The sequence below is a fragment of the Rhodococcus sp. 008 genome, assembly GCF_001682295.1.
Classification (GTDB): Bacteria; Actinomycetota; Actinomycetes; order Mycobacteriales; family Mycobacteriaceae; genus Rhodococcus_F; species Rhodococcus_F qingshengii.
The window spans coordinates 3,335,482-3,358,800 of the sequence record NZ_CP012749.1 but is presented as its reverse complement, the minus strand read 5'-3'; the positions used below and the strand labels follow the sequence as shown (position 1 = coordinate 3,358,800).

21 protein-coding genes are annotated in these 23,319 nt (G+C 62.2%); 8 read left to right on the top strand and 13 right to left on the bottom strand.

Annotated elements, in window-relative coordinates; all coding sequences use genetic code 11:
* The first annotated feature begins 132 nt into the window (after positions 1 to 132).
* Entirely contained in the window at positions 133 to 1,353 is a 1,221-nt protein-coding gene (locus AOT96_RS15600; RefSeq protein WP_058227295.1) for a pyridoxal phosphate-dependent aminotransferase, read from the top strand.
* A 79-nt stretch (positions 1,354 to 1,432) separates the two neighbouring features.
* Here the strand turns inward: AOT96_RS15600 and purQ are convergent, their stop codons facing one another.
* A complete protein-coding gene (purQ, locus tag AOT96_RS15595) occupies positions 1,433 to 2,110 on the bottom strand; it encodes a phosphoribosylformylglycinamidine synthase subunit PurQ (RefSeq protein ID WP_003945887.1) in 678 nt (225 codons plus the stop codon).
* A complete protein-coding gene (purS, locus tag AOT96_RS15590; RefSeq protein WP_003945817.1) occupies positions 2,107 to 2,346 on the bottom strand; it encodes a phosphoribosylformylglycinamidine synthase subunit PurS in 240 nt (79 codons plus the stop codon). Before purS ends, purQ begins: the two co-directional genes overlap by 4 nt.
* 165 nt (positions 2,347 to 2,511) lie before the next feature.
* Here purS and AOT96_RS15585 point away from each other — a divergent pair, with 165 nt between their 5' ends.
* Entirely contained in the window at positions 2,512 to 3,159 is a 648-nt protein-coding gene (locus AOT96_RS15585) for an MBL fold metallo-hydrolase (protein WP_054825454.1), read from the top strand.
* A gap of 8 nt (positions 3,160 to 3,167) precedes the next feature.
* Here the strand turns inward: AOT96_RS15585 and AOT96_RS15580 are convergent, their stop codons facing one another.
* From AOT96_RS15580 to AOT96_RS15565, 4 genes are all read right to left on the bottom strand, one after another.
* Complete coding sequence (locus tag AOT96_RS15580) at positions 3,168 to 4,538, bottom strand: Ig-like domain-containing protein (RefSeq protein ID WP_065351980.1); 1,371 nt, start codon at positions 4,536 to 4,538, stop codon at positions 3,168 to 3,170.
* Between the two features lie 227 nt (positions 4,539 to 4,765).
* Entirely contained in the window at positions 4,766 to 5,470 is a 705-nt protein-coding gene (locus AOT96_RS15575) for a DUF2334 domain-containing protein (RefSeq protein ID WP_007734443.1), read from the bottom strand.
* A gap of 94 nt (positions 5,471 to 5,564) precedes the next feature.
* On the bottom strand, positions 5,565 to 6,062 hold the full coding sequence (locus tag AOT96_RS15570) for a glutathione peroxidase (RefSeq protein WP_003945816.1): 498 nt from the start codon (positions 6,060 to 6,062) through the stop codon (positions 5,565 to 5,567).
* Positions 6,063 to 6,109: 47 nt separating this feature from the next.
* Positions 6,110 to 7,048: an ABC transporter substrate-binding protein gene (locus AOT96_RS15565; protein ID WP_065351979.1), complete on the bottom strand. Its 939-nt coding sequence runs from the start codon at positions 7,046 to 7,048 to the stop codon at positions 6,110 to 6,112.
* A 277-nt stretch (positions 7,049 to 7,325) separates the two neighbouring features.
* On the opposite strand from AOT96_RS15565, the gene AOT96_RS15560 reads away from it, so the two are divergent.
* The 3 genes from AOT96_RS15560 (at position 7,326) to AOT96_RS15550 (ending at position 10,773) form a co-directional block, all read left to right on the top strand.
* Complete coding sequence (locus tag AOT96_RS15560; RefSeq protein ID WP_231917209.1) at positions 7,326 to 8,150, top strand: sucrase ferredoxin; 825 nt, start codon at positions 7,326 to 7,328, stop codon at positions 8,148 to 8,150.
* Positions 8,151 to 8,275: 125 nt separating this feature from the next.
* Positions 8,276 to 9,553 carry an acyl-CoA dehydrogenase family protein gene (locus AOT96_RS15555; protein WP_007734440.1) on the top strand — a complete coding sequence of 426 codons (1,278 nt, stop codon included), beginning with the start codon at positions 8,276 to 8,278 and terminating at the stop codon, positions 9,551 to 9,553.
* A complete protein-coding gene (locus tag AOT96_RS15550; RefSeq protein ID WP_054188015.1) occupies positions 9,550 to 10,773 on the top strand; it encodes an acyl-CoA dehydrogenase family protein in 1,224 nt (407 codons plus the stop codon). The genes AOT96_RS15555 and AOT96_RS15550 overlap by 4 nt, the downstream gene beginning before the upstream one ends.
* A gap of 128 nt (positions 10,774 to 10,901) precedes the next feature.
* On the opposite strand, the gene AOT96_RS15545 is transcribed toward AOT96_RS15550, so the two are convergent.
* Positions 10,902 to 12,314, bottom strand: coding sequence for a C4-dicarboxylate transporter DctA (locus tag AOT96_RS15545; protein ID WP_007734438.1), 1,413 nt, complete (start codon positions 12,312 to 12,314; stop codon positions 10,902 to 10,904).
* Positions 12,315 to 12,433: 119 nt separating this feature from the next.
* On the opposite strand from AOT96_RS15545, the gene AOT96_RS15540 reads away from it, so the two are divergent.
* Both AOT96_RS15540 and AOT96_RS15535 read left to right on the top strand, forming a co-directional pair.
* Positions 12,434 to 14,020 (top strand): sensor histidine kinase, encoded by a 1,587-nt coding sequence (locus AOT96_RS15540; RefSeq protein WP_065351977.1) that lies wholly within the window; start codon positions 12,434 to 12,436, stop codon positions 14,018 to 14,020.
* A complete protein-coding gene (locus AOT96_RS15535) occupies positions 14,017 to 14,706 on the top strand; it encodes a response regulator (RefSeq protein WP_003945570.1) in 690 nt (229 codons plus the stop codon). Before AOT96_RS15540 ends, AOT96_RS15535 begins: the two co-directional genes overlap by 4 nt.
* A gap of 44 nt (positions 14,707 to 14,750) precedes the next feature.
* On the opposite strand, the gene AOT96_RS15530 is transcribed toward AOT96_RS15535, so the two are convergent.
* The 3 genes from AOT96_RS15530 to AOT96_RS15520 form a co-directional block, all read right to left on the bottom strand.
* Positions 14,751 to 16,865 (bottom strand): S9 family peptidase, encoded by a 2,115-nt coding sequence (locus tag AOT96_RS15530; RefSeq protein WP_065351976.1) that lies wholly within the window; start codon positions 16,863 to 16,865, stop codon positions 14,751 to 14,753.
* On the bottom strand, positions 16,862 to 17,755 hold the full coding sequence (locus AOT96_RS15525; protein WP_003945463.1) for a phosphoribosylaminoimidazolesuccinocarboxamide synthase: 894 nt from the start codon (positions 17,753 to 17,755) through the stop codon (positions 16,862 to 16,864). Before AOT96_RS15525 ends, AOT96_RS15530 begins: the two co-directional genes overlap by 4 nt.
* 155 nt (positions 17,756 to 17,910) lie before the next feature.
* A complete protein-coding gene (locus AOT96_RS15520) occupies positions 17,911 to 18,945 on the bottom strand; it encodes an ABC transporter substrate-binding protein (protein WP_081377449.1) in 1,035 nt (344 codons plus the stop codon).
* Between the two features lie 250 nt (positions 18,946 to 19,195).
* Here AOT96_RS15520 and AOT96_RS15515 point away from each other — a divergent pair, with 250 nt between their 5' ends.
* Positions 19,196 to 20,128, top strand: a complete 933-nt coding sequence (locus tag AOT96_RS15515) for a tyrosine-protein phosphatase (protein WP_065351975.1) — start codon at positions 19,196 to 19,198, stop codon at positions 20,126 to 20,128.
* 96 nt (positions 20,129 to 20,224) lie between these two features.
* Here the strand turns inward: AOT96_RS15515 and AOT96_RS15510 are convergent, their stop codons facing one another.
* From AOT96_RS15510 to fepB, 3 genes are all read right to left on the bottom strand, one after another.
* Positions 20,225 to 20,887, bottom strand: a complete 663-nt coding sequence (locus AOT96_RS15510) for a response regulator transcription factor (RefSeq protein ID WP_003945911.1) — start codon at positions 20,885 to 20,887, stop codon at positions 20,225 to 20,227.
* Positions 20,884 to 22,161: a sensor histidine kinase gene (locus AOT96_RS15505; RefSeq protein WP_007734428.1), complete on the bottom strand. Its 1,278-nt coding sequence runs from the start codon at positions 22,159 to 22,161 to the stop codon at positions 20,884 to 20,886. Before AOT96_RS15505 ends, AOT96_RS15510 begins: the two co-directional genes overlap by 4 nt.
* 147 nt (positions 22,162 to 22,308) lie before the next feature.
* Entirely contained in the window at positions 22,309 to 23,304 is a 996-nt protein-coding gene (gene fepB, locus AOT96_RS15500; RefSeq protein WP_037132295.1) for a Fe2+-enterobactin ABC transporter substrate-binding protein, read from the bottom strand.
* Between the last annotated feature and the right edge of the window lie 15 nt (positions 23,305 to 23,319).

The window sequence follows — 23,319 nt, the reverse complement described above, 5'->3', positions numbered from 1 at the left end:
TCATAGTAGCGCTACTCCTCTTTCGCCGCTAGCGCTATCGCGAATCAATGTCCGTTTCCAGACCGAACCCTGAGGCGCCCTTCTCATCTGAAACACAACTCGCCCACCCGAACCGGAGAGGTACGTAACCGCGTGAACACACCCATCGATCAGGCCCGCAAGCTCGAGAATGTCAGGTACGACATCAGAGGGCGAATTCTCGACAAGACCGAAGAACTCGAGGATCAGGGACACACGATCCTGCGACTCAACGTCGGCAATCCGGCCCCCTTCGGGTTCGAAGCTCCGGACGAAATCATGATGGCCATGATCCGCAATCTCCCTACCGCGCAGGGATATTGCGATTCTCGCGGACTGTATTCGGCGCGCACTGCGGTGGTCCAGTACTACCAGACGCGGGGTATCACCGACGTCACCGTCGACGAGATCTATCTCGGAAACGGTGTGTCCGAACTGATCACCCTGACGATGCAGGCCCTCTGCAATCCAGAGGACGAGATCCTGATTCCCGCTCCCGACTATCCCTTGTGGACGGCTTCGGTTTCACTTGCCGGCGGCACGCCCGTCCACTACCTCACCGATGAAAGCCAAGGCTGGGCACCGGACTTCGACGATCTGGAAGCTCGGATCACGCCGCGCACCCGAGGGATTGTCGTCATCAATCCCAACAATCCGACGGGCGCCGTCTACTCGACGGAGGTGCTGCAACGCTTCGTGGATCTAGCGCGCAAACACGATCTGATGCTCTTCGCCGACGAGATCTACGAAAAGATCGTCTACGACGGCCGATCCATGACAAACCTTGCGACGATGACCGGGCGAGACGTTCTGTGTCTGACGTATTCGGGACTGTCCAAGGCCTACCGCGTGTGCGGATTCCGAGCCGGATGGCTGGCCGTCACCGGGCCACTCGAGCGGGCGTCGAGCTTCATCGAAGGCATCAAATTGCTGGCCAACATGCGAATGTGTGCCAACGTGCCGGCGCAGCACGCTATCCAGACTGCACTCGGCGGACGACAGTCCATCGAGGACCTGTTGCTTCCACAAGGTCGGCTGACGGCCCAGCGCGATCTCGCACACACCACGCTCAACAGCATCGACGGGATCAGTTGCCAACAGGCCGACGGGGCGCTGTACCTGTTCCCCAAGCTCGACGTCGACAAGTTCGGCATCGTCGACGACGAGAGGTTCGTTCTCGATCTACTGGAATCGGAGAAGATTCTCGTCAGCCACGGTCGCGCGTTCAATTGGATCGAACCCGATCACTTCCGGTTGGTGACTCTCCCCAACACCGACGATCTCTCGACGGCACTCGAGCGACTCGGCAACTTCCTCAGTTCCTACAGCCAGTAGCCCTGGGTACCGGGCCCACATACGACTGAACGCCGACCGGATTTCCGGTCGGCGTTCAGTGGTGAAAATCAGCAGGCGATCAGGCAGTGACGATCGCGTCGAGGGCCGAGTAGAACAAGCCCAATCCGTCGTCACTGGGACCGGTGAGAGCCTCGGTGGCGTGCTCGGGGTGAGGCATCAAACCGACGACCCGGCCGTTGGCCGAGGAGATGCCGGCGATACGACGCTGCGAGCCGTTGGGGTTCTCCTCCGAGTAACGGAAGACGACGCGGCCTTCGCCCTCGAGTTCGTCGAGAACCTTCTCGGACGCCTGGAAGCGACCTTCACCCGACTTGAGGGGGATGAGGATCTGCGCGCCGGCCTCGTATCGCGAGGACCACGCCGTGTTGTTGGCTTCGACCGTCAACCACTCGTCGCGGCAGATGAAGTGCAGACCCTGGTTACGGGTCAGGGCACCGGGCAGCAATCCTGCTTCGCACAGGATCTGGAAACCGTTGCAGATGCCCAGGACCGGCATGCCGCCCTTGGCTGCTTCCACAACCTTGCCCATCGCGGGAGCAAAACGTGCGATCGCGCCGCAACGAAGGTAATCGCCGTACGAGAATCCGCCGGGAACGATGACCGCGTCGACACCCTTGAGGTCTGCATCGCCGTGCCAGAGTTCGACAGCTTCACCGCCGGCCAGGTTCACTGCCCGCGCCGCGTCGATGTCGTCGAGCGTGCCGGGGAAAGTGATTACTCCGATACGTGCGCTCATGCCTCGACTCGCCTGACGGTCCAATCCTCGATCACCGTGTTGGCCAGCAGGCCTTCGGCGATCTTCTCGAGTTCGGCGTCTTCGACACTGCCGTCGATCTCCAACTCGAACCGCTTGCCCTGACGGACATCGGATACTCCTGCAAAGCCCAGGCGAGACAGTGCCCCGACAATTGCCTGTCCCTGGGGGTCGAGAATCTCGGCCTTGGGCATGACTTCGACGACGACACGGGCCACGTGCTGCTCCTCGGTACTAGTGCGCGAACCCGGAGTGAAACGCTCGGGTGATAGCCAGTTTACCGGGCGGACCCGAGATGGTTCGCATCGAGTGATCGGGGCGTGACGGCCACCACCTGTGAAACCCGCCTGCGAGTCCCTTCGGGGCGGCGCATACTCGAAATCATGCGACTGACACATTTTGGCCATTCCTGTGTGCTCGTGGAGTTGAACGGCTCGAAGATCCTCTTCGATCCCGGCAACTTCTCGCACGGATTCGAAGGCATCACCGGCCTCGACGCCATCCTCGTGACACATCAACACCCCGATCACGCCGACCCTGCGCGGCTGCCCGAACTGGCCGAAGCGAATCCTGACGCCGTGCTCTACAGCGATCCGCAGACGGCTGAAAAGCTCGGTGGGCGCTGGACCGGCGTCCGGCCGGGCGACCGGTTCAGCATCGGCGACGTCGAGGTGACCGGAACGGGCGGAGAGCACGCAATCATCCATCCGGACCTACCGATGATCGACAACACCGCGTTCCTCCTCGGTGACGCCACCAACCCGGCACGGTTCATGCATCCCGGCGATTCCCTCTACGTCCCCGAACAAAAGATCGACGTTCTCGCCCTCCCCGCCGCCGCACCGTGGCTCAAGATCTCGGAAGCCATCGACTACCTCCGCGCGGTGGCGCCGCGCGTTGCGGTTCCCATTCATCAAGCGATCATCCGCGACGAGGCCGCAGGCATCTTCTACGGTCGCTACTCGGAAATGGCTGCCGACGGCACCGAGTTCCGAGTTCTCGGCGAGGAGTCGAGCGTCGAAGTCGCCTGATTCGGTTCTCACGCACTCACATCGACGATGATCCAGCCGGTGCTCGTGCCGCCGGCTGCGTCGGTGAGTGTGTAGAGAATCCTGTCGGTGCCTGCCTTCGTTCCGGCTTCGAACACCACTTCGCCGTTTTCGAGCTTCACGGTGCCACCGAGAAGTGACGTCGCCCCGACGCCGGTCACTGTGATCGAATCTCCGTTGCTGTCATGATCATTCGCGACGGCGTCGACGGTGACTGTGCCGCCTGAGCGGACCCGCGCGGTGTCGAGTGCGGCGTACGGCGGGATCGGGCTTGCCGTGTACCGACCGACGTCGTCGAGTCGAGCCGAGGCAACCTCCGCCGCATCGACGATGGCAGCGAATTCGGTGCCGTCGAAGCGTGAGAGGTCGTTACCGTTCATGATGGTCGATCCCTCGGCGCCGCCGCCGTGGTAGTCGTCGGCATAGAAGTTGTGGCCCAACTCGTGGCGGAGAACGCGGCTGAAGTTGCCGTCGGACTCGGCACCGACATGCGCGTAGCTGTGGTCGAGTTCGAACTTCGAGTAGTAGGCATTTCCGCCACCGGATGCGCACACGACGGTCGCCTGATCGACACTCGACCCGACCTGATCGGACCACAGCTCTTCTAACTGCTCGAGATTTTCACAACTGCTCGAGTACGGATCGCCGGCGGAATCTGCCCGCAGGACAACTCGACCGAGGACCGGCCGAATCCCGACGTCTCTGATCCAGATGGCAGCGGTGCGGGCCATTGATTCCTCGGCCCGATCCAGAGCGACGGCGGCACTGCCTGCGCCGTGCGCGGAGTACCACTCGCCACTGAGGTCCAGTCCGACCACGAACTGCTTGACCGTCTTGCCGACCCTTGCGGCCGAGGCCGGCGCAATGGCCGCGGTGGGCCACTTGGGTTTTGCGTCGATCGGCGCCGTGCTGCGACCGACCACCTCGGATCCGACGAACTCTATCGAAACACCACGATCGAAAATCACCTGCCCGCGCAGTGTTCCGGCGGAGTCGACGATGGCCGAGACGATTGCGTCCGGACGCCCTTCCACGCTGCCGATGTACGAACGGGGCGCCGGGATCACCGCGTCGGTCAGCTCTCCGTCGCTGTCTTGCACAGCCATCGAGAACTCGGATCCCCGCAGGTTCATCTTGTGAAGGCGCAGTGTGAGTTGCTCACCTTCATCGTCGACGGTTGCGGTGCGGACGCCATCGCTCGACCCGCTCGACCCGCCGTCGACACTGCCCGTCGGCAGCGTGTGAACCGCGCCGGTCGGAGCGGCAGACGCGAGCGCCGGAACGAACGCAGCACAGACGACTGCGCCCACAGCCACGGCGACAAGACCCTCGGCCGACTTGGAGAACACTCTCGTGCGCATGGCGAGATCCCAATCCCATCTACTAGCGGCAGATTAACTGCACGCACTCTAGCAGTGGGAGAGTTGGCTGACCCAGCGCTCTAATTAATCGTCCGTTTTATGCGATTTTGACCCATTCTGCACTACTACCAGCAAGGAAGTGGAGAAACGCGAAGAGTCTGCCCGCTCGGACAACCCGGACAGACGACATAGTCTCGTAGCTATCAAATAGTTGCCAACTACCGAATTCAGGCAGCGCCGAGCTCCTGAGACGGGGAGTTCCACCGATACACCTGCGAGTCGGCTTCGTGGAAGAGGGCAAGGTCGACGGCGTCGAGGACGGCCTGACGTGGGCCCTCGTTTCCCAACTGCTTGGCCGTGATCGACAATCTGACCAGTCCCCCACGTTTGGCGGCACGCCCGGCTCCGAGAACCAATGCGCGACACCACCACGGCTCGGCCTTGAAGCCTTCGCCGATCCCGAAAACCCTTCCCCGTTGCAAGGTTCCGCGGGTCAGATCATGTACTGCCCCGAGGCCTGCCATCGTGCGAAAGCCCGTCTCCGGCAACACCGACATGGCACCGGGCGATGCCACCCAGCGCGGCGGTGCGAACACCCGGGTCCGAAGGCCTGCATGCTCGAGAACGCGGTCCGCAGCGAGTAGTCGCAGTTTCGCTTCGTGCTTCGACAGAGTGGCGAACTCGGCTCGGCGACGCTTGGTCGCGGCCTGGTCGTAGCCGTGCAGAACGATGGCATCGCCGTGCTCGCGACGCTCACGCAGCCAAGCCGTCGTCACCGCGTCGTCGGCCAGTCGGTATTTGTCCTTCAGTCGCGGCGCCACCAGGAGCGACAAGCGGACACCTCGAGTGTCCATCTCGTCTGCGAATCCGGCAGCGAGATAACATGTCTCGTCTCTGATTCCGGATACCGACACGATCAGTTCTGCGGACATACTCCGATAGTGGCAGCTGTGGGTGAACAGCACACTGCCGCCGGATGATCATCCGGCGGCAGTTTTCAGCGCACCTACTGGTTCTTGGAAACCTCTAGTTCTTGGGAAGCGCAGCTTCGATCGCGGCGACAACCTCGGGTGCGTCAGGCTCGGTCCGCGGACGGAAGCGGTTGACGACGGTGCCGTCCGGTCCGATCAGGAACTTCTCGAAGTTCCACTGAATGTCTCCCGCAGCGCCTTCGGCGTCGGCCGCCTTGGTGAGCTCGGCGTACAGCGGATGCTGGTTTTCGCCGTTCACCTCGATCTTCTCGAGAAGCGGGAACGTGACGCCGTAGGTAGTGGAGCAGAACGTCTCGATCTCTTCGGCGGTACCCGGTTCCTGCCCCATGAACTGGTTGCACGGGATACCGATCACGGTCAGACCGCGATCGGCGTACTCGCTGGCCAGCTTCTCGAGCGCCGAGTACTGCGGGGTCAGTCCACACTTGGACGCGACGTTGACCACGAGGACGGCGCGGCCGTCGTATTCACCCAAAGAGGTGGGCACGCCACCGAGGGTGTTGATCGCGATGTTCTGTACTGGAGTTGTCATAGGCTCCAACTTAGCGACTCTCTCACGCACTGCTCCTTCGCGCACTGCTAATTCGACGCTCCGAGAATGCGATCGAGGTCGTCCAGAACGGTGAGGCCGCCGAGCGGTCCGACGCCGGTGATCCAGTAGGACATGTCCACCAGATGCGGGTTCGGGAAGAATCCGGCGTTGTCGGCCACGGCCTTCGGCATCGTGCCGGCATCGGCCGGTTTCGCGGAGGTGACCAGGATGAGGTCGGCGTTGGCTCCGGAGACGAATTCCGGGGAGAGGTCGACCGAGATCGAGTTCTCCCAGTCGCGTGCGGGAATCGTGAGTCCAGCACATTCGAGAGTGCTTCCGGCAAACGACGTGGGTCCGTACAGCGTCAGAACGTCGTCGCGTGGGCGGATCAGCTGAGCAGTCTTGCCCTCGGTGCTGTGCTTGCTCGCCACTTCCTCGCAGCGTGCCGTGTAGTCACCGAGCAGTTCACCTGCCTGATCGGTCTTGTTCAACGCCTCTGCGACGAACTGGACGTTGTCCTGCCACGGATCGGTCTGAGTTGCCATGTAGACGGTCGGTGCGATGGCAATGAGCTGCTCGTACAGATCACCGTGCCGCGATTCCGTTCCGATGATCAGGTCCGGGCTCAGTGCGACGATCTTCTCGAGGTTCGGTGCTGCGACGGTTCCGACCATCTCGATCTCCGCCGCCTTCTCACCGAGGTACGCCGGAACGCCGGTCGTCTCGCTGAGTACCGCGGTGCCCACGGGAATCACGCCCAGCGCTACCGACGTGTCGAGCTGAACCGGCTCGAGCACGACAACTCGCTGCGGATCCGTCGGTACGTCGGTAGTTCCGCGGGCGTGGGTGACCGCGTGCACGGTGTCGGCAGACTGACTGCCGGTATCCGTCTTGTCGTCACTGCCACACGCCGTTGTCGTTGCCACTATGGCGGCGAGGACAAAACCACCCAGCATGTACTTCGTCCGCGAGTTACTGCGTTTCATTCACAAACTCCTGTTACCGACTGCTTCCGACCGTCACAGCCACGTGCATTCACCGCGGCTGAGCAAAGGATTCACCATCCAATAGTCTGGTGAGCCTAACCTACGAGACTGGAGCCTCATCATGTCTTCCCTCCCCTGCCACAGCGACGGTGTCCTGGGGAAAGGATCTATGCAGTGCCTTTCGGAATTTGTCGCCAATCCGCAAACCAGTCGACGCCCTCACGCCTGTACACGGCAGTCGTCGACCGCCGGCGAACCTATGGTCGGTCGCGCCGGAATGACACATCTGTGGGTATTGATCGAGCATCCCGGCCCCTGGCCGGCGTCCGCCCCTGACGACATTCTCCCCGTCGCGCTCACCGAAAAGATCTACGCAGCGCAGGGCCGTATCCGTGTCGTGGTGATCCGGCGGACCCGCAACCGCCGGGTGCTCACCCCGACGTGTGTACTCGCCTGGACGGACGGCACACGCCAATGGATGCGGGAAGGGGCGGTCGACCGATACGAGGACCTGTCGGTACTGCCGTTCGAATCGATGGCCGCCGGAGCGGAACCCGACTTCGGCCGCTCCCGCACGGAACCGCTCTTCGCAGTCTGCACGCATGGAAAGAAGGATGCGTGCTGCGCGGAACTCGGCCGCCCGGTCGTTTCGGCGCTGAACGCGGCACAGATCGCAGATGTGTGGGAATGCAGTCACATCGGCGGAGATCGTTTCGCGGCCAACATGATTGCGTGGCCTGCCGCAGTCTATTTCAGCCGACTGGACGGCAACTCCGCAATCGATGCAGCCGAAAAATACCAAGCCGGAGAATTGGAGCTGCTGCACCTGCGCGGCCGGGCGGCACTGTCACAGGCCGCTCAGGCCGCCGAACACGCAGTCCGACGCGCCACCGACATCGTCGCCACGGACGCACTCGAGAGCATCAGCGAGAGTATGGACGGAGAACACACGACTGTCGATCTTCGGTTGGAGGGGAGAGACTTTCGCGTCGTCGTTCGCTCCGGTCCTCCAGGGCTGCCGTTCCGACATGATTGTGGTGCCGGAGGGACCGTCGAATGGAGCGGATGGACCGTCGAGCACGTTCACGAGCAACCCCACTGACCACTCGATTTCGACAAGAGTGCCCGGCAGGCCATCGAACCGAGATTTGCGCGGACTGACAACACTTCGAATCAGGTCGCGATGAAGGATCGACGCCCCTGGTGTTTACAGCTTGCATTCTTCCCATGACCACCGCACTGACGCCGAATGCCGTACCCCGGTCTGCTGATCCGATCAAAAGTGAGGTCGACTACGAAACACTGGCAGAGAAATTCCGTCCGATCTTCGCGGACATCGCACAAGGCGTCGTCGAACGCGAACGCGATCACGTACTTCCCTTCCAACAGATCGACGCACTCAAGAATGCAGGCTTCGGCGCCGTTCGGGTGCCGACAACACACGGTGGATCCGGTGCGAGCATCCCGCAATTGATCCGCTTACTAGTCGAGCTGTCGAGCGCCGATTCCAATATCACCCAGGCCCTGCGCGGACATTTCGCATTTGTCGAAGACCGACTGGTCGCCGACCCAGGCCCGGAGCGTGACATCTGGCTCCGACGCTTTGCGGAGGGACAGTTAGTCGGCAACGCGTGGACCGAAATCGGCGACGTTGCATTGGGCGAAGCCAACACCAAGGTCTCGCCCGCACCCGATGCCGACCATTTCCTGGCGAACGGGGCAAAGTTCTACAGCACGGGTTCCATCTTCGCCGACTGGATCGACCTGTACTCGCAGCGCACCGACACCGGCGCATTCGTGATCGCGGCGGTCGAGGCGAGACAACCCGGTGTCACACACAGTGACGATTGGAACGGGTTCGGCCAGCAGACGACTGGCTCCGGTTCGTCCGTCTACGAGAACGCAATTGTACAGCCGGAGAACATCTTCGACTTCTCGACGCGATTCAAATACCAGACCGCGTTCTACCAATTGTTCCACCTCGCCACTCTCGCCGGCATCGCCAAGGCTGCTACGATCGAGATCTCTCGTCGAGTTGCCTCTCGCACTCGAACCTTCAGTCACGGCAACGCTCCGAGATACGCGCAGGATTCGCAGATCCAGCAAGTTGTCGGCGAGGTGTCCTCTGCAGCCTTTGCAGCCGAGGCCGTTGCACTGCACGCAGCACAGTCGTCCCAATGGGCTTACGAAGCCGCATTCTCCGGCTCGCCGGAGGAAGAGAAGGCCGCCAACATCGCAGCCGAAATCGATTCGGGGCGAGGGCAAGTCGCCTCGATCGGACTCGTCGTGCCGGCCACGGCCAAGATCTTCGACGCACTCGGTGCTTCCGGAGTCAGCCGCGACCTCGATCTCGATCGATTCTGGCGCAACGCCCGCACCGTCGCCAGCCACAATCCGGTCGTCTTCAAATCCAAAGTTGTCGGCGACTACGAAATCAACGGAACCGAACCGATTTACGTGTGGGCCATCGGGACCGCACCGACCGAAAAGGATGAACAGGCATGACCGTGACCAGTGAAACCGAAGTCTTCGTCGGCGTTCCCGACACATCCGAGGGCTGGATCGACCGGGCTCGCGAGGTGAGCAACATCCTTGCCGCCGACGCACTCGCCCGCGACCGAGCCGGCGAACCACCGTTCCGAGAAGTTCAGCTGCTCAAGGACAGTGGTCTTGTGACGCTCCTGGGCCCGGTCGAGTTCGGCGGCGGCGGGCAGCGATGGGAGACCGCCTACAAGGTGGTTCGGGAGATCGCCCGCGCCGACGGCTCCATCGGACAACTGCTCGGATACCACTATCTGTGGGCATGGGCAGCCAGATTGGTCGGAACCGATCCGCAGATCTCCGCTGTCGAGGAGCTGTACACGAGCAACCGATTCTTCTTCGGCGGCGCGGTCAACCCTCGAGACACCGACCTCACCGTCGCGGACCGCGGAGACACCCTGGTGTTCAACGGTGTGAAGTCGTTTTCCACCGGCGGCCGAGTCACCGACCTCACGGTGCTCGAAGGAATCATCGACGGAACTGCGACGCATGTGTTCGCAATCGTGCCGACTGCTCAGGACGGCATAGTCTTCCGCGGTGATTGGGACAATCTCGGGCAGCGCCTCACCGATTCCGGCAGTGTCGAGATCAACGACGTCGAGGTCGACTGGGCAAGTGCGGCAGGCTTTGTCGACAAGGAATTCCAACCTCTGGTCTACAACACCCTGAACTTCCCGGCGATCGAGATCGTGTTCGCCAACTTCTACCTCGGGATCGCTCGTGGCGCACTGGACACTGCCGCCGAGTACACCCGAACCCGTACGCGTCCATGGCCGTACGGCGGTGACAACCGCGAAATCGCAACCGACGAGTGGTACCTCCGTGAGGGCTACGGCGACTTGCAATCCAAGCTGTGGGCAGCGGAGGCCTTCGTGGATCAGGTCAGCCGTGAGGCCGACGCAGTGCTCCACGACGCTCGCGAAAACCTCACCGAGCAGGCTCGCGGCGACCTCGCCGTACGCATTGCGGCCGCAAAACTTCGCGCCGCCGACGTCTCCTTGGAGATCAGCAACAAGATCTTCGAACTGACCGGTGCCCGAGCCACGTCCAACGACGTCGGCCTGGACATCTACTGGCGCAACATCCGGACGCATACCCTTCACGATCCGCTCGCGTACAAGCGCCGTGAAGTCGGTAGTCGTTTTCTGACCGGCGAGATTCCCGAACCGACCTGGTACACCTAGCCACGAACAGAAGGAGACCGTCGCACGGTTGGTGCGGCGGTCTCTTTCATCGTTACGACCAGGATCACTGATCGTAGATCGGGTTCCGCGCCTGCAGCGCAGTCAAACGTTCAGCAGAGCGGACGTTTCTAGTGATGGCTCACGAACGACTGTTTGGTGCCGGTCGGAGCCGTTTCGAGCTTGTGCTGCTCTTCTTCGTCCTCGTCGTCGAGCATCGTGGCTTCGTTGAACGGAATCTTCCCGTCGAGTACCTCGACGACGCGTTCCTTGTCGATCGTCTTGGTCCAGGCGCCGACCAGGAGAGTCGCAACCGCATTGCCCGAGAAGTTGGTGATCGCTCGCGCTTCCGACATGAAGCGGTCGATTCCGACGATGAGTCCGACGCCGTCGAGAAGCTCGGGGCGATGGCTCTGCAGTCCGCCTGCCAGCGTGGCCAGACCGGCGCCGCTGACTCCGGCAGCGCCCTTGGAGGCGATGATCATGAACACCAGCAGCGAGAGCTGTTCACCGAAACCGAGTGGCTGTCCCATGGCGTCGGCGATGAAGATCGAGGCCATCGTCAGGTAGATCGCGGTGCCGTCGAGATTGAACGAGTAGCCCGTGGGAACGACGATGCCCACCGTGGTGCGCTCGACGCCTACGTGCTCCATCTTGGCGATCAGACGCGGCAGTGCCGATTCGGAGGACGACGTGGCGAAGATGAGCAGGTACTCACGGGCCAAGTACTTGACCAGCTTGAAGATGTTGAATCCGGTGACGGCGCGCAGCAGCGTTCCGAGAACACCGAAGACGAAAATCAGGCAGGTCAGGTAGAAGCCGATCATCAGCGTGCCGAGCTGGACGACGGCGTTCAAACCGGTCTGGCCGACGACGCTGGCGATGGCACCGAAAGCACCGATCGGGGCGAGCCAGAGGATCATCGTCAGGATCTTGAACACGAGCTTCTGGATGTATCCGACGGCCTTGAGGATCGGTTCACCCGACTTGCCGAGCGACTGGATCGCGAAGCCGACCAGAAGGGCGACGAACAGAGTCTGCAGCACGCTGCCGGCTGTGAGGGAGGACAGCATCGACGTCGGAATGATGGACGCGATGAAGTCCCAGGTACCGCCCGCGCTGTGGGCCTGATCTGCAAGCTTGGCCACGGAGGCCGCATTGGGCGTGATGTTCAGGCCACTGCCCGGGTTGAGCAGGTTGCCGACGCCCAGGCCGATCGCGAGTGCGATGGTGGACATCCCGATGAAGTAGGCGAGTGCGAGGCCGCCGACCTTGCCGACCTTGGCCGCCGCTCGAACCGAGCCGATGCCGAGCACGATGGTGCAGAAGATGACCGGGCTGATCATCATCTTGATCAGGCTGACGAACAACGTGCCGAGTACACCGACGGACTTACCGAACTCGGGTGCGAGCCAACCGACGAGGATGCCGCCGATGACCGCGACGATGACGCTCATGTAGAGCCAATGCGTCTTGTCGCGCTTTGCCTTGGTGCCCTCGGGCTGTGGGGAACCGTCTACTGTCCCTGTTGCCGTGCTGCTCATGGGGTGTCCTTTGGATCGGATATCTGTGAAGTGATCGGGATCACTTCGAGTCGTGGAGAATTCTTGTTGCAAACAGGTGGGCCCGGAAGTTTGTGTTCATTACGTTCAGGAGGCGCTCGATGGTCGAACGAAAGACCGGCCGACGTATGAGCGTCGCCAGGCAGATCCTGCTCCTGCAATTGGCGTTGTTGGCGCTGGTCATCGGTGTGGGGGCCGCGCTCGCAGTTGTCGACGAACGCCGAGACAGCGACGACGCGATCCGCAGGCAGGTGAGCTCGATAGCGCAGACTCTCGCCCTGTCGGATTCGACGGCGGCAGCCCTGACGAGTCCGGACCCGACCGCGATTCTGCAACCACAGACCGAGAAGATCCGACAGGCAACCGGCGTCGATTTCATCGTGGTGATGGCGCCTGATCGCACTCGGTTCACCCACACGAGCCCGGAGCTGATCGGTCAACTCTTCACCGGGAACATCGACCGCGCACTTGCCGGCGTGACCTTCACAGAGACGTACGCCGGGTCGCTGGGGCCGTCGATCCGCGCAGTCACTCCTGTCTACGATTCCGGCGGAACCTTGGTCGGTCTGGTTTCTGCCGGTGTCACCCGCGAGCAGATCACCAAGCAGTTCGCCCAAAGTGTTCCGGTCATCCTGTTCGTTGCCGGCGGCGGTCTTCTTGCCGCCCTCCTGAGTTCACTTCTGGTGAGTCGGCGTATCCGGCGACAGACCCTGGGGATGGCGCCGGATGAACTGCGCACCATGTACGAACACCACGACGCCGTCCTGCACAGCATCGGTGAGGGTCTGGTGGTGATCGGGCGAGGCCGAAGCAGAGATGCGCGAGTGGATATCGTCAACGACGAAGCGCGTCGCCTCCTCGATCTACCGGACGGGCCCGTGCCACTTTCGTCCATCCCCGAGACCATGCGAGTCGACGACGCCTCTCCCGCGAAGGATCAAGTGCACCTCACCGACAAGCGTGTGCTGGTGGTCAACCAACACCCGGTTGAGTGGGAGGGCAACAGAATTGGCACCGTGCTGACAATTCGCGATCACACCGAATTGCAGAACGTACTCGGGGAATTGGATTCGGTACGCAGTTTTGCCGAGTCGCTTCGATCGCAAGCCCACGAGAGTGCAAATCGTCTGCACACGATCATCACGATGGTCGAGTTGGGCCGGAACGACGACGCAGTGGCCTTCGCCACCAATGAATTGCGAGTGTCCCAACAGTTGATAGATCGTCTGATGAATGCGGTCCACGAGCCGGCGCTCGCCGCACTGCTGCTCGGGAAAATGAGTGAAGCGGCCGAACGCGGGGTCGACCTGACCATCACCGAAGACACCGCGCTCGGTCCGGTTCCTTCGCTCAATGCACGCGAGTTGGTCACGCTGGTCGGCAATCTCGTGGACAATGCTATTGACGCATCGCGCGCGAGCGAGTCTCCGTGGGTGGAAGTGACGGTAATGGAAGAGGATTCGATGATGGTTGTTGCCGTCGCCGACAGCGGCCCGGGAATGACAACCGAAGCACTCGAAAAGGCCAAGGGCCGTGGCTACTCCACAAAATCCGGCTCTCGCGGACTCGGTCTCGCACTGGTCTCTCAAGTGGTGAAACGGCACGGCGGCACGCTCACCAGCGAGCCGGCGATGGGCTCCATGCTGGTTGTCCGTATCCCGCTGCGCGAGGTGGAAGCACCGCGATGATCCGTGTGCTGATAGTCGACGACGAACCGTTGATCGCCCAGGCGCACCGTTCGTACGTCGAGCGTGTGCCGGAATTCGTGGTCCACGGCGTGGTTCATTCCGGGAACGCCGCCGTGCGTGCAGTTACGGCGGCCAACGCCACCGACCAGCCCATCGACCTGGTCCTGCTCGACATCGGGTTGCCCGACGCCAGCGGTCTCGACGTGGCTTCCGCCCTGGGCGGTTTGCGGCCCAGTCCGGACATCATCGCGGTTACCTCGGCGCGCGATCTGGAGGTGGTCCGAAGCGCCGTGGCTCGCGGGATCGTCCTCTATCTTCTCAAGCCGTTCACTTTCGCAGCATTCCGCGACAAGCTCGAGCGCTACCTCGAATATCGTGCAGCGCTTCCCGCTGGAGAGTCTGCGGTCAGTCAACACGACATCGACCGCGCGATGTCCGCGCTACGAACGTCCGACGATCGAGCAGCGGCACCGAAAGGCTTTGCGTCTCAAACACTCGGACTCGTCGCAGCGTCTGTCCGGGATTCTGAGGGACCCGTGACCGCTGCAGAGGTGGCAGCATCGGTCGGCGTGTCCCGGGTGACAGCCTGGCGCTACCTGGAAAAGCTGGCAGACGACGGCATGCTCACCCGGGAGACCGAGTACGGGCGCGCTGGGCGCCCTCAGGTTCGTTACCGCAGAACCTGATTGACACAGAACCTGACAGTCACCGAACCTGATTGACACCGAAGCTAGTTTGCGCCAACCGTGTCGAGAACCCAGGCGAACTCGAACGCGACCTCTTTCCACTTCTCGTACCGACCGCTGACACCGCCGTGTCCGGCGCTCATCTCGGTCTTGAGAAGTAGCGGAGCATCACCGGTCTTGGTGGCGCGCAGTTTTGCGACCCACTTGGCCGGCTCGACGTACAGAACACGGGTGTCGTTGATGCTCGTGATCGCAAGAATGGCGGGATAGTCCTTGGCTTCCACGTTCTCGTACGGGCTGTACGAGCGCATGTAGTCGTAGACGTCCTTGTTGTGCAGCGGATCTCCCCATTCGTCCCACTCGATGACCGTCAACGGCAGTGACGGATCGAGAATCGACGTCAACGGGTCGACAAACGGAACGTTGGCGAGAATGCCGGCAAACAGTTCCGGAGCGAGGTTGGCGACAGCGCCCATCAGCAGTCCACCCGCACTACCGCCGTCGGCAACCATCCGGTCGGCCGACGTTACACCGGTGTCGATCAAATGCTTTGCGCAAGAGACAAAATCGGTGAAGGTGTTCTTCTTGGTGAGCGTCTTGCCGTTTTCGTACCAGTGACGGCCCATCTCGCCGCCGCCGCGCACGTGTGCGACGACGAAGACGACACCGCGATCGAGCAACGACAAGCGGGCAACCGAGAACGACGGGTCGATGCTCGCCTCGTAGGAACCGTAGCCGTACAACAGCAGCGGCGCGGGACCTTCCGGCGCACCTACGCGCCTCACGATCGAGAGCGGAATGCGGGTTCCGTCGTCGGCTACTGCCCAGTCGCGACGCTGCTCGTAGTTACTCGCATCGAAGTCTCCGAGAACGGGCTGCGACTTACGCAGTGCCAGTTCACCACTGGCGACGTAGTAGTCGTACACCTGCCCGGGAGTGATGAATGAGGTGAATCCGAGCCGGATGGTGGGCTGCGCCCATTCCGGGTTGGACCCCATGCCGATGCTGAAGAGTTCTTCGTCGAAGTCGATCTCGTGGCGTTCGCCGTAGCCGTCATCCGTCAACGGCCACACGGCAACCCGAGTGAGCGCCTCGCGTCGGTAGCTCAGGACGAGGTGTCCGGCAAAGGCTTCGGCTTCTTCCAGACGAACGTCTGCGCTGTGCTCGATCAGCGTCGTCATGTTCGTCGGATCCGACACGGGAGCTTCCACCAACACGAAGTTCTCTGCCTTGATGCCGTCGACGACGTCATTGTGGAGGATCAGGAAGCGGTCCTCTCCCCCGATCACGGCGTGCTCGGCCCCGTACTCGACGCCCTCGCGACGCGGGATGATGACGCGGAAGTCGCCTTCCGGGTTCGCCGATTCCAGCATCCAGCCTTCGCTGGTCACCTTGGAACCGACCCAGATCATCAGGTACTTCTCGCTGCGGGTGGACCCCACCGAAACCCAGTACCGTTCGTCGGGCTCGTGGAACACCGAAACATCTTGACTCTGCGGCGTTCCCAGCTTGTGACGCCACACCGTGTCCGGACGCCAGGAGTCGTCGACCGTCATGTAGAAGACGTGACTGTGGTCGATCGCCCAGGTGGCGCCAGGCGCGGTATCGGGAATCTCGTCGGCGAGCATCTCACCGGTCTCGAGGTTCTTGAACCGCAAGGTGTACCGCTCGTCGCCGACGATGTCCACCGAGTACGCGAGCAACGTGCCGTCCTCGCTGATGGAGAACGCGCCGAGCGAAAAGAACTCGTGCCCTTCGGCTTCGACGTTGCCGTCCATGAGGATCTGCTCGTCGGCCAGCTCGACGCCGGGCGTCAGGTCGGGCGGAGTCCAGTCGTCTTCACCGGCGATGGGGCACCGGCACTGGACGGTGTACGACTTGCCTTCCACGCTGCGCGAGTAGTACCACCACTTACCCATGCGAGTGGGCACCGACATGTCGGTTTCCTGCGTCCGCGACTTGATCTCCTGGAAGATCTTCTCGCGCAACGGCTCGAGCGCGGCCGTCTGCTCGTCGGTGTACGCGTTTTCGGCTTCGAGGTATGCGACTACCTCGGCGTTGTCCTTGTCCCGCAGCCACTCGTAGTCATCGACGAACGTGTGTCCGTGATGGGTACGTTCGGTGGGGACCTTCTTTGCGACCGGCGGGATCAGGCTCATGCGCTGGGACCGACCCAATCGTCGAAGGACAGACCGGAAATGCGCTCGTACGCCTCGATGTAGCGTGCACGGGTCGCGTCGACGATCTCCTGCGGCAACGGCGGCGGTGTCGTGTCCGAGCTACGGTCCCAGCCGGATTCAGGGCTCGTGAGCCAGTCGCGCACGAACTGCTTGTCGAAACTGGGCTGCACCTTGCCCGCTTCGTAGCCTTCGAGAGGCCAGTAGCGCGACGAGTCGGGGGTGAGCACCTCGTCGGCGAGCACGAGGTTTCCAGCGGAGTCGAGACCGAATTCGAGCTTGGTGTCGGCAAGGATGATTCCGCGATCGGCTGCGAAGTTGGAGGCGCGGGCATAGACGTCGAGAGTGTCCTCGCGAAGCTGCACTGCCAGCTTCTGGCCGACCTTCTCCACTACCTGATCGAAGCTGATGTTCTCGTCGTGATCCCCGAGAGCCGCCTTGGACGCCGGGGTGAAGATCGGGTCGGGCAGACGCGAGGCCTCGACGAGGCCCTCGGGCAACGCGACGCCGCACACTGCGCCGGTGTTGTTGTAGTCGACCAAGCCGGAGCCGGTGAGGAAGCCACGAACGACGCATTCGACGGGAACCATGTCGAGGGAGCGCACCACGAGAGCGCGGCCGAGAACCTCTTCCGGGATGCGATCGTCGTCGGGCTCGCCGGCCAGGTGGTTGGTGCCACCGAGGACGTTGAAGAAGAACACGCTCATCGCGGTGAGCACGCGACCCTTGTCCGGGATCGGCGTGCTGAGCACGTGGTCGTAGGCCGAGATCCGATCACTCGCGACAAGCAGCAGATGCTCGTCGTCGATCGTGTAAAGGTCACGGACCTTGCCACCGGCCAGATGAGTGTAGGAATCAAGTGTAGGACGCACCCGGTCACCCTATCGGGCGTTCGCAGTTCGTACAGAACCCCGGTAGCCGGGACAGGTAAGCGTCCTCGCCGATCGGAGAGCTGTCCGCCCTGCTCATCCGGATATGCAGGTGGCCCCTCGCCAGCAGGCGAGAGGCCACCGTCACAGTCGATGAACTACTGGTTTGCGGGCAGCTTCGACAGGCCCTCGTCGATCGAATCCAGCGTCAGAAGAGCCGTCTGATAGGTCGCGGCCAGCGAATGCTGGACCTGGACGACGTTGCCGGCCTTCACTGCGGGCAATTCCTTCCACAGCTCGGAATTGACCAGCTCCTGCAACTGCGGAGACATCGAGCCGTCGGCGTTGAGGCCGTAGACGATCACGTCGACATTTCCGAGATTTTCGCCGATCTTCTCGATGGATACCTGTTCGACGTGGATGTCGGCGGGGTCTGCGGGGGTGCCGGGGAACTGCAGTCCGAGTCCGTCGAAGAGATTGGTCGTGTACGAAGACGCGTACTCGCGTGAGAAGGTGCCGGCCTCCGGCTTGCAGACGTTGCACACGCCGCCGAAGGTCAACGAGCCGAGCTTGTCCTTGTACTTCGCGGCCAGTTCGGCGGTTTTGGCGTCGTAGTCGTCCTTGAACTCGCCGTAGGTGTCGGAGACATTCGCGGCATCGGCGAACTGCTCGCCCAGCACTCGCCAATCAGCAGGAACCGTCGGTCCCAGGAAGACGACGGGAGCGGCCGCCTCGAGCTGCGCCATGTCCAGCTGGCTTTCGACTCGAGCGGGAACGCCCATGATGATCAGATCGGGCTCGGCAGCGACGATTCCCTCGTAGTTGAGCTGGGAGACGTTGCCGTCGGGTGCGACCTTCGGCAGAGCTTCGTAAGCGGCCTTGGTCTTGTCGTCCATGTTGCCGAGTTCACGGGTCCACTCACATACTGCTGCCAGGTTCGCTCCCGCCTGAATCAGCGGCAGAACTGCGTATCCGCAGGCCACGATCCGTTGCGGGTCGCTCGGGATCTCGATGGATCCGTTCTGTGCCTCGAAGACACGGGTCTGCGAGCTCGCGGCTGTCGTCGACGATTCGGACGACGCCTCCTCGGAGTTGCTACAGCCGGCGACGCCGACCGCCAGCGCAGCTGCTGCGCCGATCACCACTGCGCGGCGAAACCGCGACAGACCTTGAACCCGCATGTTGAACTCCATCTGAACGCACCGGACTGCTCCGGAATTGATTTGGTGAGGCTAACCAATATCAGGGCACTGGACCTTTACACAAACACAGCTCCCGAGGAATGAACTGCGCCTCCCGAGCCGCCCACGCTCACAGCAGCACGCCTCCCACTGAGAGGGAGCAAAGCAAGATTCCTCTCGAATCGGACACGCGAACTCGCTACCTTGCCTTCGCGATACCTCATCGACTCGCCACTCTCTCCGCTCGACGAAGGGCTCACACATGTCCCGATCCACCCGTACCTGCTCACTACGGTCTGCCGCGGCCATTGCGTTGACCAGTAGCTTTCTCATCACCGGTTTCGGCGCCTCGATCGCGCAGGCCGAACCTGGCCCCTCGGCTCCGCTGTTCGGCTCGCTGGATTTCGGATCCAGCAACTTCGGCAGTTCCGAGCAGACCCCAGATGCGCCGCGGCTGACCGGGATCGACAATTTCCGCGACATCGCAGGCACCGGCGCCGGATACTCGGGAACTTTCGGCCTGCCCGTGAACAAGGGAGTCTTCTACCGCGCGAACGCGATCACGCCCAAGGGCGATGACATGAGCAATCTCGAAAAGCTGGGACTGACAAAGGTTTACGATCTGCGCACGGAACCCGAGATCGCCAGTAAGCCCGATGTCTTGCCCGACGGGGTTGCGTACGAGAACATTCCGATCCTGTCCGGGAACATCGCCGAGATGATCGCGAAGATCAAGTCCCCCGAGGACTCACGATCGATGATGCAGGACATGAACCGCGCCTTCGTCACCGGAGCGACGGAGCGAGCCGGGTTCGCGCAGTTGCTCACGGGTCTCGCGGAAACCGAAGGTGCACAGGTCTTCCACTGCACCGCAGGCAAAGACCGCACCGGCTGGACGTCGTTTCTGCTGCTGAGTATCGCCGGTGTCGACCGCTCGGTGATCATGAACGACTACTTGCTGACCAACGAGTACACAGCCGAAGGCATGAAGGCCACGCGCGCGGGCATCGCGGCGAGCCTGGGCGAACAGATGGCCGTCAACATGGAGCCCCTGTTGGGTGTCGAGGCAAGCTATCTCGATGCCGGTCTCGCCCAGTTGGACCAGACCTACGGGTCAGTCGATCGGTACCTGACCGAGGGCCTGGGTCTGAGCCCGGCGACTGTCATGACGCTCAAAGCCAAACTGCTGGGCTGAGTGGCACGGATGCCCCGGGTTCGACGAGGGATCGGACCCGGGGCACGTGTACTTCTCTGCCCGTGCCGCGGCGGATGCGCCGCAGCGTCCCGTGCGTCAGCGCGATACGGCGATCACGTTGTTTCGGTACGCCCAGATGACGATCTGCACACGGGTACGCACCTGCAGCTTCTTGCAGATGTTGCTGATGTGCGACTTCACCGTGCTCTGTTCGAGGCTGAGGGAATCTGCGATGTCGTTGTTTCCCAAGCCTTGTGACAGCAACTGCACCACATCCATCTCACGCGCACTGAGACCGTGATCCGATCCGGAGCGCGCCGTGGACATCGGTGCCGGCTTGCGCCTCGCGAACTCCACGATCAGTCTCGACGTCAATCTCGGCGAGAGCACCGAACCACCTTCGGCCACGGTCAACACTGCCGACGAGAGCTCTTCGGGATCGGCGTCTTTGAGCAAGAACCCTGCGGCACCGCTGTCGAGCGCCTCGAAAACGTACTCGTCGAGATCGAACGTGGTGATCACGATGACGCGGGTCCCGGGAAACTCGGCAAGGACCTCCCGGGTCGCAGTCAACCCGTCGCCGTGCGGCATTCGGATATCCATCAGCACGACGTCCGGACGCAGTGCACGCACCTGCTCGTACGCCTCGACTCCCGTCTTGGCATGCCCGACGACGCGAATCTCGGGGTGACCGGAGAGAAACAGCTCGAACCCCTGCCGTACCACCTGCTGGTCGTCTGCAATAAGGACATCGATCATGCGTTGATCCTCCCGTTCACCGGCACCAGTGCCTGCACAGCCCACTCACCTTCCGAATTCGGTCCGGCGTCCAGTTGACCACCCATGAGCGTCGCGCGTTCGCGCATTCCCACAATTCCGAGGTTTTGCCCGTCGGAGGCCGGGCGAGCATTCCCGAGAGTATTGACCACCCGTACCCTCACCGCACCGGCTTCTCGACTCAGACACACCTTGGACTCGCTACCCGGCGCATGGCGAAGGACGTTCGACAACGCCTCCTGCACGATGCGGTAACACGTCAACTGGACTCCGCTGTCCAGGTCGTCGAAGCGGCCGACCTTCTCCAACGAGATCGACGAGATGGTGCGCTTGCAGTCGTCCACCAACTCGTCGATGTCGGAGACCATGGGCGTCGGGAAATCGGGGTCTTCCTCACCCAGGCGAAGTATCCCCACGATCTGCCGCAAGCTGTTGAGGGCCCGCTGTCCCTGCTCGATGACGCCACCCAGAAGGGCTTGCGCTTGTTCGGGATTGCTCGAGAAGAACTTGTCGGCGGCACGAGCCTGGATGATCATGCCGGTCATGTGGTGGGCAGCGACGTCGTGCAGTTCACGTGCCATGTCCTGCCGTTCGGCAACAACGGCATTCGCGATCTTGCGTTCGCGGTCCCGGTGCAGATCCGCTACTGCCTGACTGTTCTCCACTGCTTGTTTTCGCAGGCGCGCGACGATCTTTCCCATGGCTGCGACGACCAGGAAACTCGTGACGGTGTTTGCCGCCGGTTCGAGGAACAAGTGAGGCAACTCCCCCACCTGAACCTCGGCGACCGTCAGCCCGTCCCGTTCGGTGAGATACATCGCCAAGATCACGTCCATCGCCATTCCGAGGACCAGCAGTCCGACCAGGCGCATGCCTGTCACTCGGATGGACACTGCCATGATCGCGAACCAGAAAAGCGGCGTGGCCCCCAGCGATCGACTGCCGAGGAAGAGCATCAATCCGCCGGATCCTGCCAACGTCAGGAGGTAGTACGCGATCGGGTACCGCCGGCGCGCACACGCCACAACGGTCAACACCGTCAGGAAACCCATGATGCCGACGACGGTTCCCGGATCGCTCAGCACTCGATTGCTCGTCTCGGGTTCAGTCTTGAGACTGGCGAGACCGAACACCCACGGCACACTCAGCAGGCCGACGATCACGGCCGCCGTGGCCGGGTTGTTCAGGTTGAAACGTCCCCACCCTCGCGATGCCAGGGCTTGCCCCGGGGCATTCTGACCAGCCGAGTCGAACATCCACTCCCCATTCCGCATCCGATGATTGACGTTCATGGTGGCATGCGCGCACCACTTGGTCCCACATTCGGCGAACGTGAAGGGAATGTTCGATTCCCGGCTCCTACCAAAGCACTAGTTGAAGGTGAAAGGCCTAGTACTTATGGCTCAGCTGAACTGCTCGACCAACCGGTTCACCATGTTGGTTGCGCTGTAGTAGTCGAGACGGAAGGTGTCCAGACCCACGGCATAGACATGGTGGTCACGAATTGCAGGATGCTGGGCCAACAGGGGAAGTGCCTCGACCGCTTTCACCGCACCGTCGTCGGCGCTGACCAGGATCAGGGTGTTGCCCGCGATACCGTCGTAGAGGTTCTCCGCCGAGACCTGAATGATGTCCTTGCGCTTACCCATGGATTCACTGCTCTTCGCGGACTCGGGAATGTCGGCGACCGTGAAACCCATCGCCGTGAGCAACTTCGCCTGCCCGGACTCGTGCGTCCAGATATTGGCGCCGCTGCCGTCCTCGTAGTAGACGAGCGCGGTGGTCGGCTGCGGGGGAAGTGTGATCTTGGCCTTCGCGGCCTCTACTGCGCTGTCGAACTTCGCGACCGTGGCCGCCGCGTTGTCTTCGAGACCTGTCGCCTTACCCAGCACAGCGGCGACTTCCTGCCAACTACTTCCGCCGTAGTCCACCACGATTGTCGGCGCGATGGCCGTGAACTGTTCGTACAGATCGACGACGGAGTCACCTCCAGTTGCCGAGACGACGATCAGGTCCGGGTTCTGCGCCAGAACGGATTCCGCGTTCGCACCGCCCATCGGCAACACTGCGAGTCCGCGTTCTTCTGCTATGTCGCCCCACTGTGTGAACAACCCCTGCGCATCCGAGACGTCGGTGTTCGGTCCCGTCGATGCGGTAGCCACCACCGGAGCGTCGATCGACAACAGCGTGCCCGTCAGCGTCACACTGGTCGAGACGATCCTCTCCGGCTTCGACGTGATCTCCACCGGCCCCTTCGGCGTTTCCACGGTACGCGGCCAATTACCCTGCGATGCAGCTGAGTCAGCATCGGAATCGGCATCCGCAGAACTACAACCGACGAGGGCGAACCCTGCCACCAAGACTGCGGAGAGCACCTTCAGGGTGCGTGATTTTTTCATTGTGACGCCCACCGG

Coding starts and splice junctions, on each gene's coding strand:
- AOT96_RS15585 (WP_054825454.1), top strand. CDS start 2,512: ATGCGACTGACACATTTTGGCCATTCCTGTGTGCTCGTGGAGTTGAAC.
- AOT96_RS15565 (WP_065351979.1), bottom strand. CDS start 7,048: ATGAAACGCAGTAACTCGCGGACGAAGTACATGCTGGGTGGTTTTGTC.
- AOT96_RS15540 (WP_065351977.1), top strand. CDS start 12,434: ATGGTCGAACGAAAGACCGGCCGACGTATGAGCGTCGCCAGGCAGATC.
- AOT96_RS15530 (WP_065351976.1), bottom strand. CDS start 16,865: ATGAGCCTGATCCCGCCGGTCGCAAAGAAGGTCCCCACCGAACGTACC.
- AOT96_RS15520 (WP_081377449.1), bottom strand. CDS start 18,945: ATGGAGTTCAACATGCGGGTTCAAGGTCTGTCGCGGTTTCGCCGCGCA.
- AOT96_RS15550 (WP_054188015.1), top strand. CDS start 9,550: ATGACCGTGACCAGTGAAACCGAAGTCTTCGTCGGCGTTCCCGACACA.
- AOT96_RS15580 (WP_065351980.1), bottom strand. CDS start 4,538: ATGCGCACGAGAGTGTTCTCCAAGTCGGCCGAGGGTCTTGTCGCCGTG.
- purQ (WP_003945887.1), bottom strand. CDS start 2,110: ATGAGCGCACGTATCGGAGTAATCACTTTCCCCGGCACGCTCGACGAC.
- AOT96_RS15560 (WP_231917209.1), top strand. CDS start 7,326: ATGACACATCTGTGGGTATTGATCGAGCATCCCGGCCCCTGGCCGGCG.
- AOT96_RS15505 (WP_007734428.1), bottom strand. CDS start 22,161: ATGTTCGACTCGGCTGGTCAGAATGCCCCGGGGCAAGCCCTGGCATCG.
- AOT96_RS15545 (WP_007734438.1), bottom strand. CDS start 12,314: ATGAGCAGCACGGCAACAGGGACAGTAGACGGTTCCCCACAGCCCGAG.
- fepB (WP_037132295.1), bottom strand. CDS start 23,304: ATGAAAAAATCACGCACCCTGAAGGTGCTCTCCGCAGTCTTGGTGGCA.
- AOT96_RS15510 (WP_003945911.1), bottom strand. CDS start 20,887: ATGATCGATGTCCTTATTGCAGACGACCAGCAGGTGGTACGGCAGGGG.
- AOT96_RS15535 (WP_003945570.1), top strand. CDS start 14,017: ATGATCCGTGTGCTGATAGTCGACGACGAACCGTTGATCGCCCAGGCG.
- AOT96_RS15575 (WP_007734443.1), bottom strand. CDS start 5,470: ATGTCCGCAGAACTGATCGTGTCGGTATCCGGAATCAGAGACGAGACA.
- AOT96_RS15515 (WP_065351975.1), top strand. CDS start 19,196: ATGTCCCGATCCACCCGTACCTGCTCACTACGGTCTGCCGCGGCCATT.
- AOT96_RS15570 (WP_003945816.1), bottom strand. CDS start 6,062: ATGACAACTCCAGTACAGAACATCGCGATCAACACCCTCGGTGGCGTG.
- AOT96_RS15555 (WP_007734440.1), top strand. CDS start 8,276: ATGACCACCGCACTGACGCCGAATGCCGTACCCCGGTCTGCTGATCCG.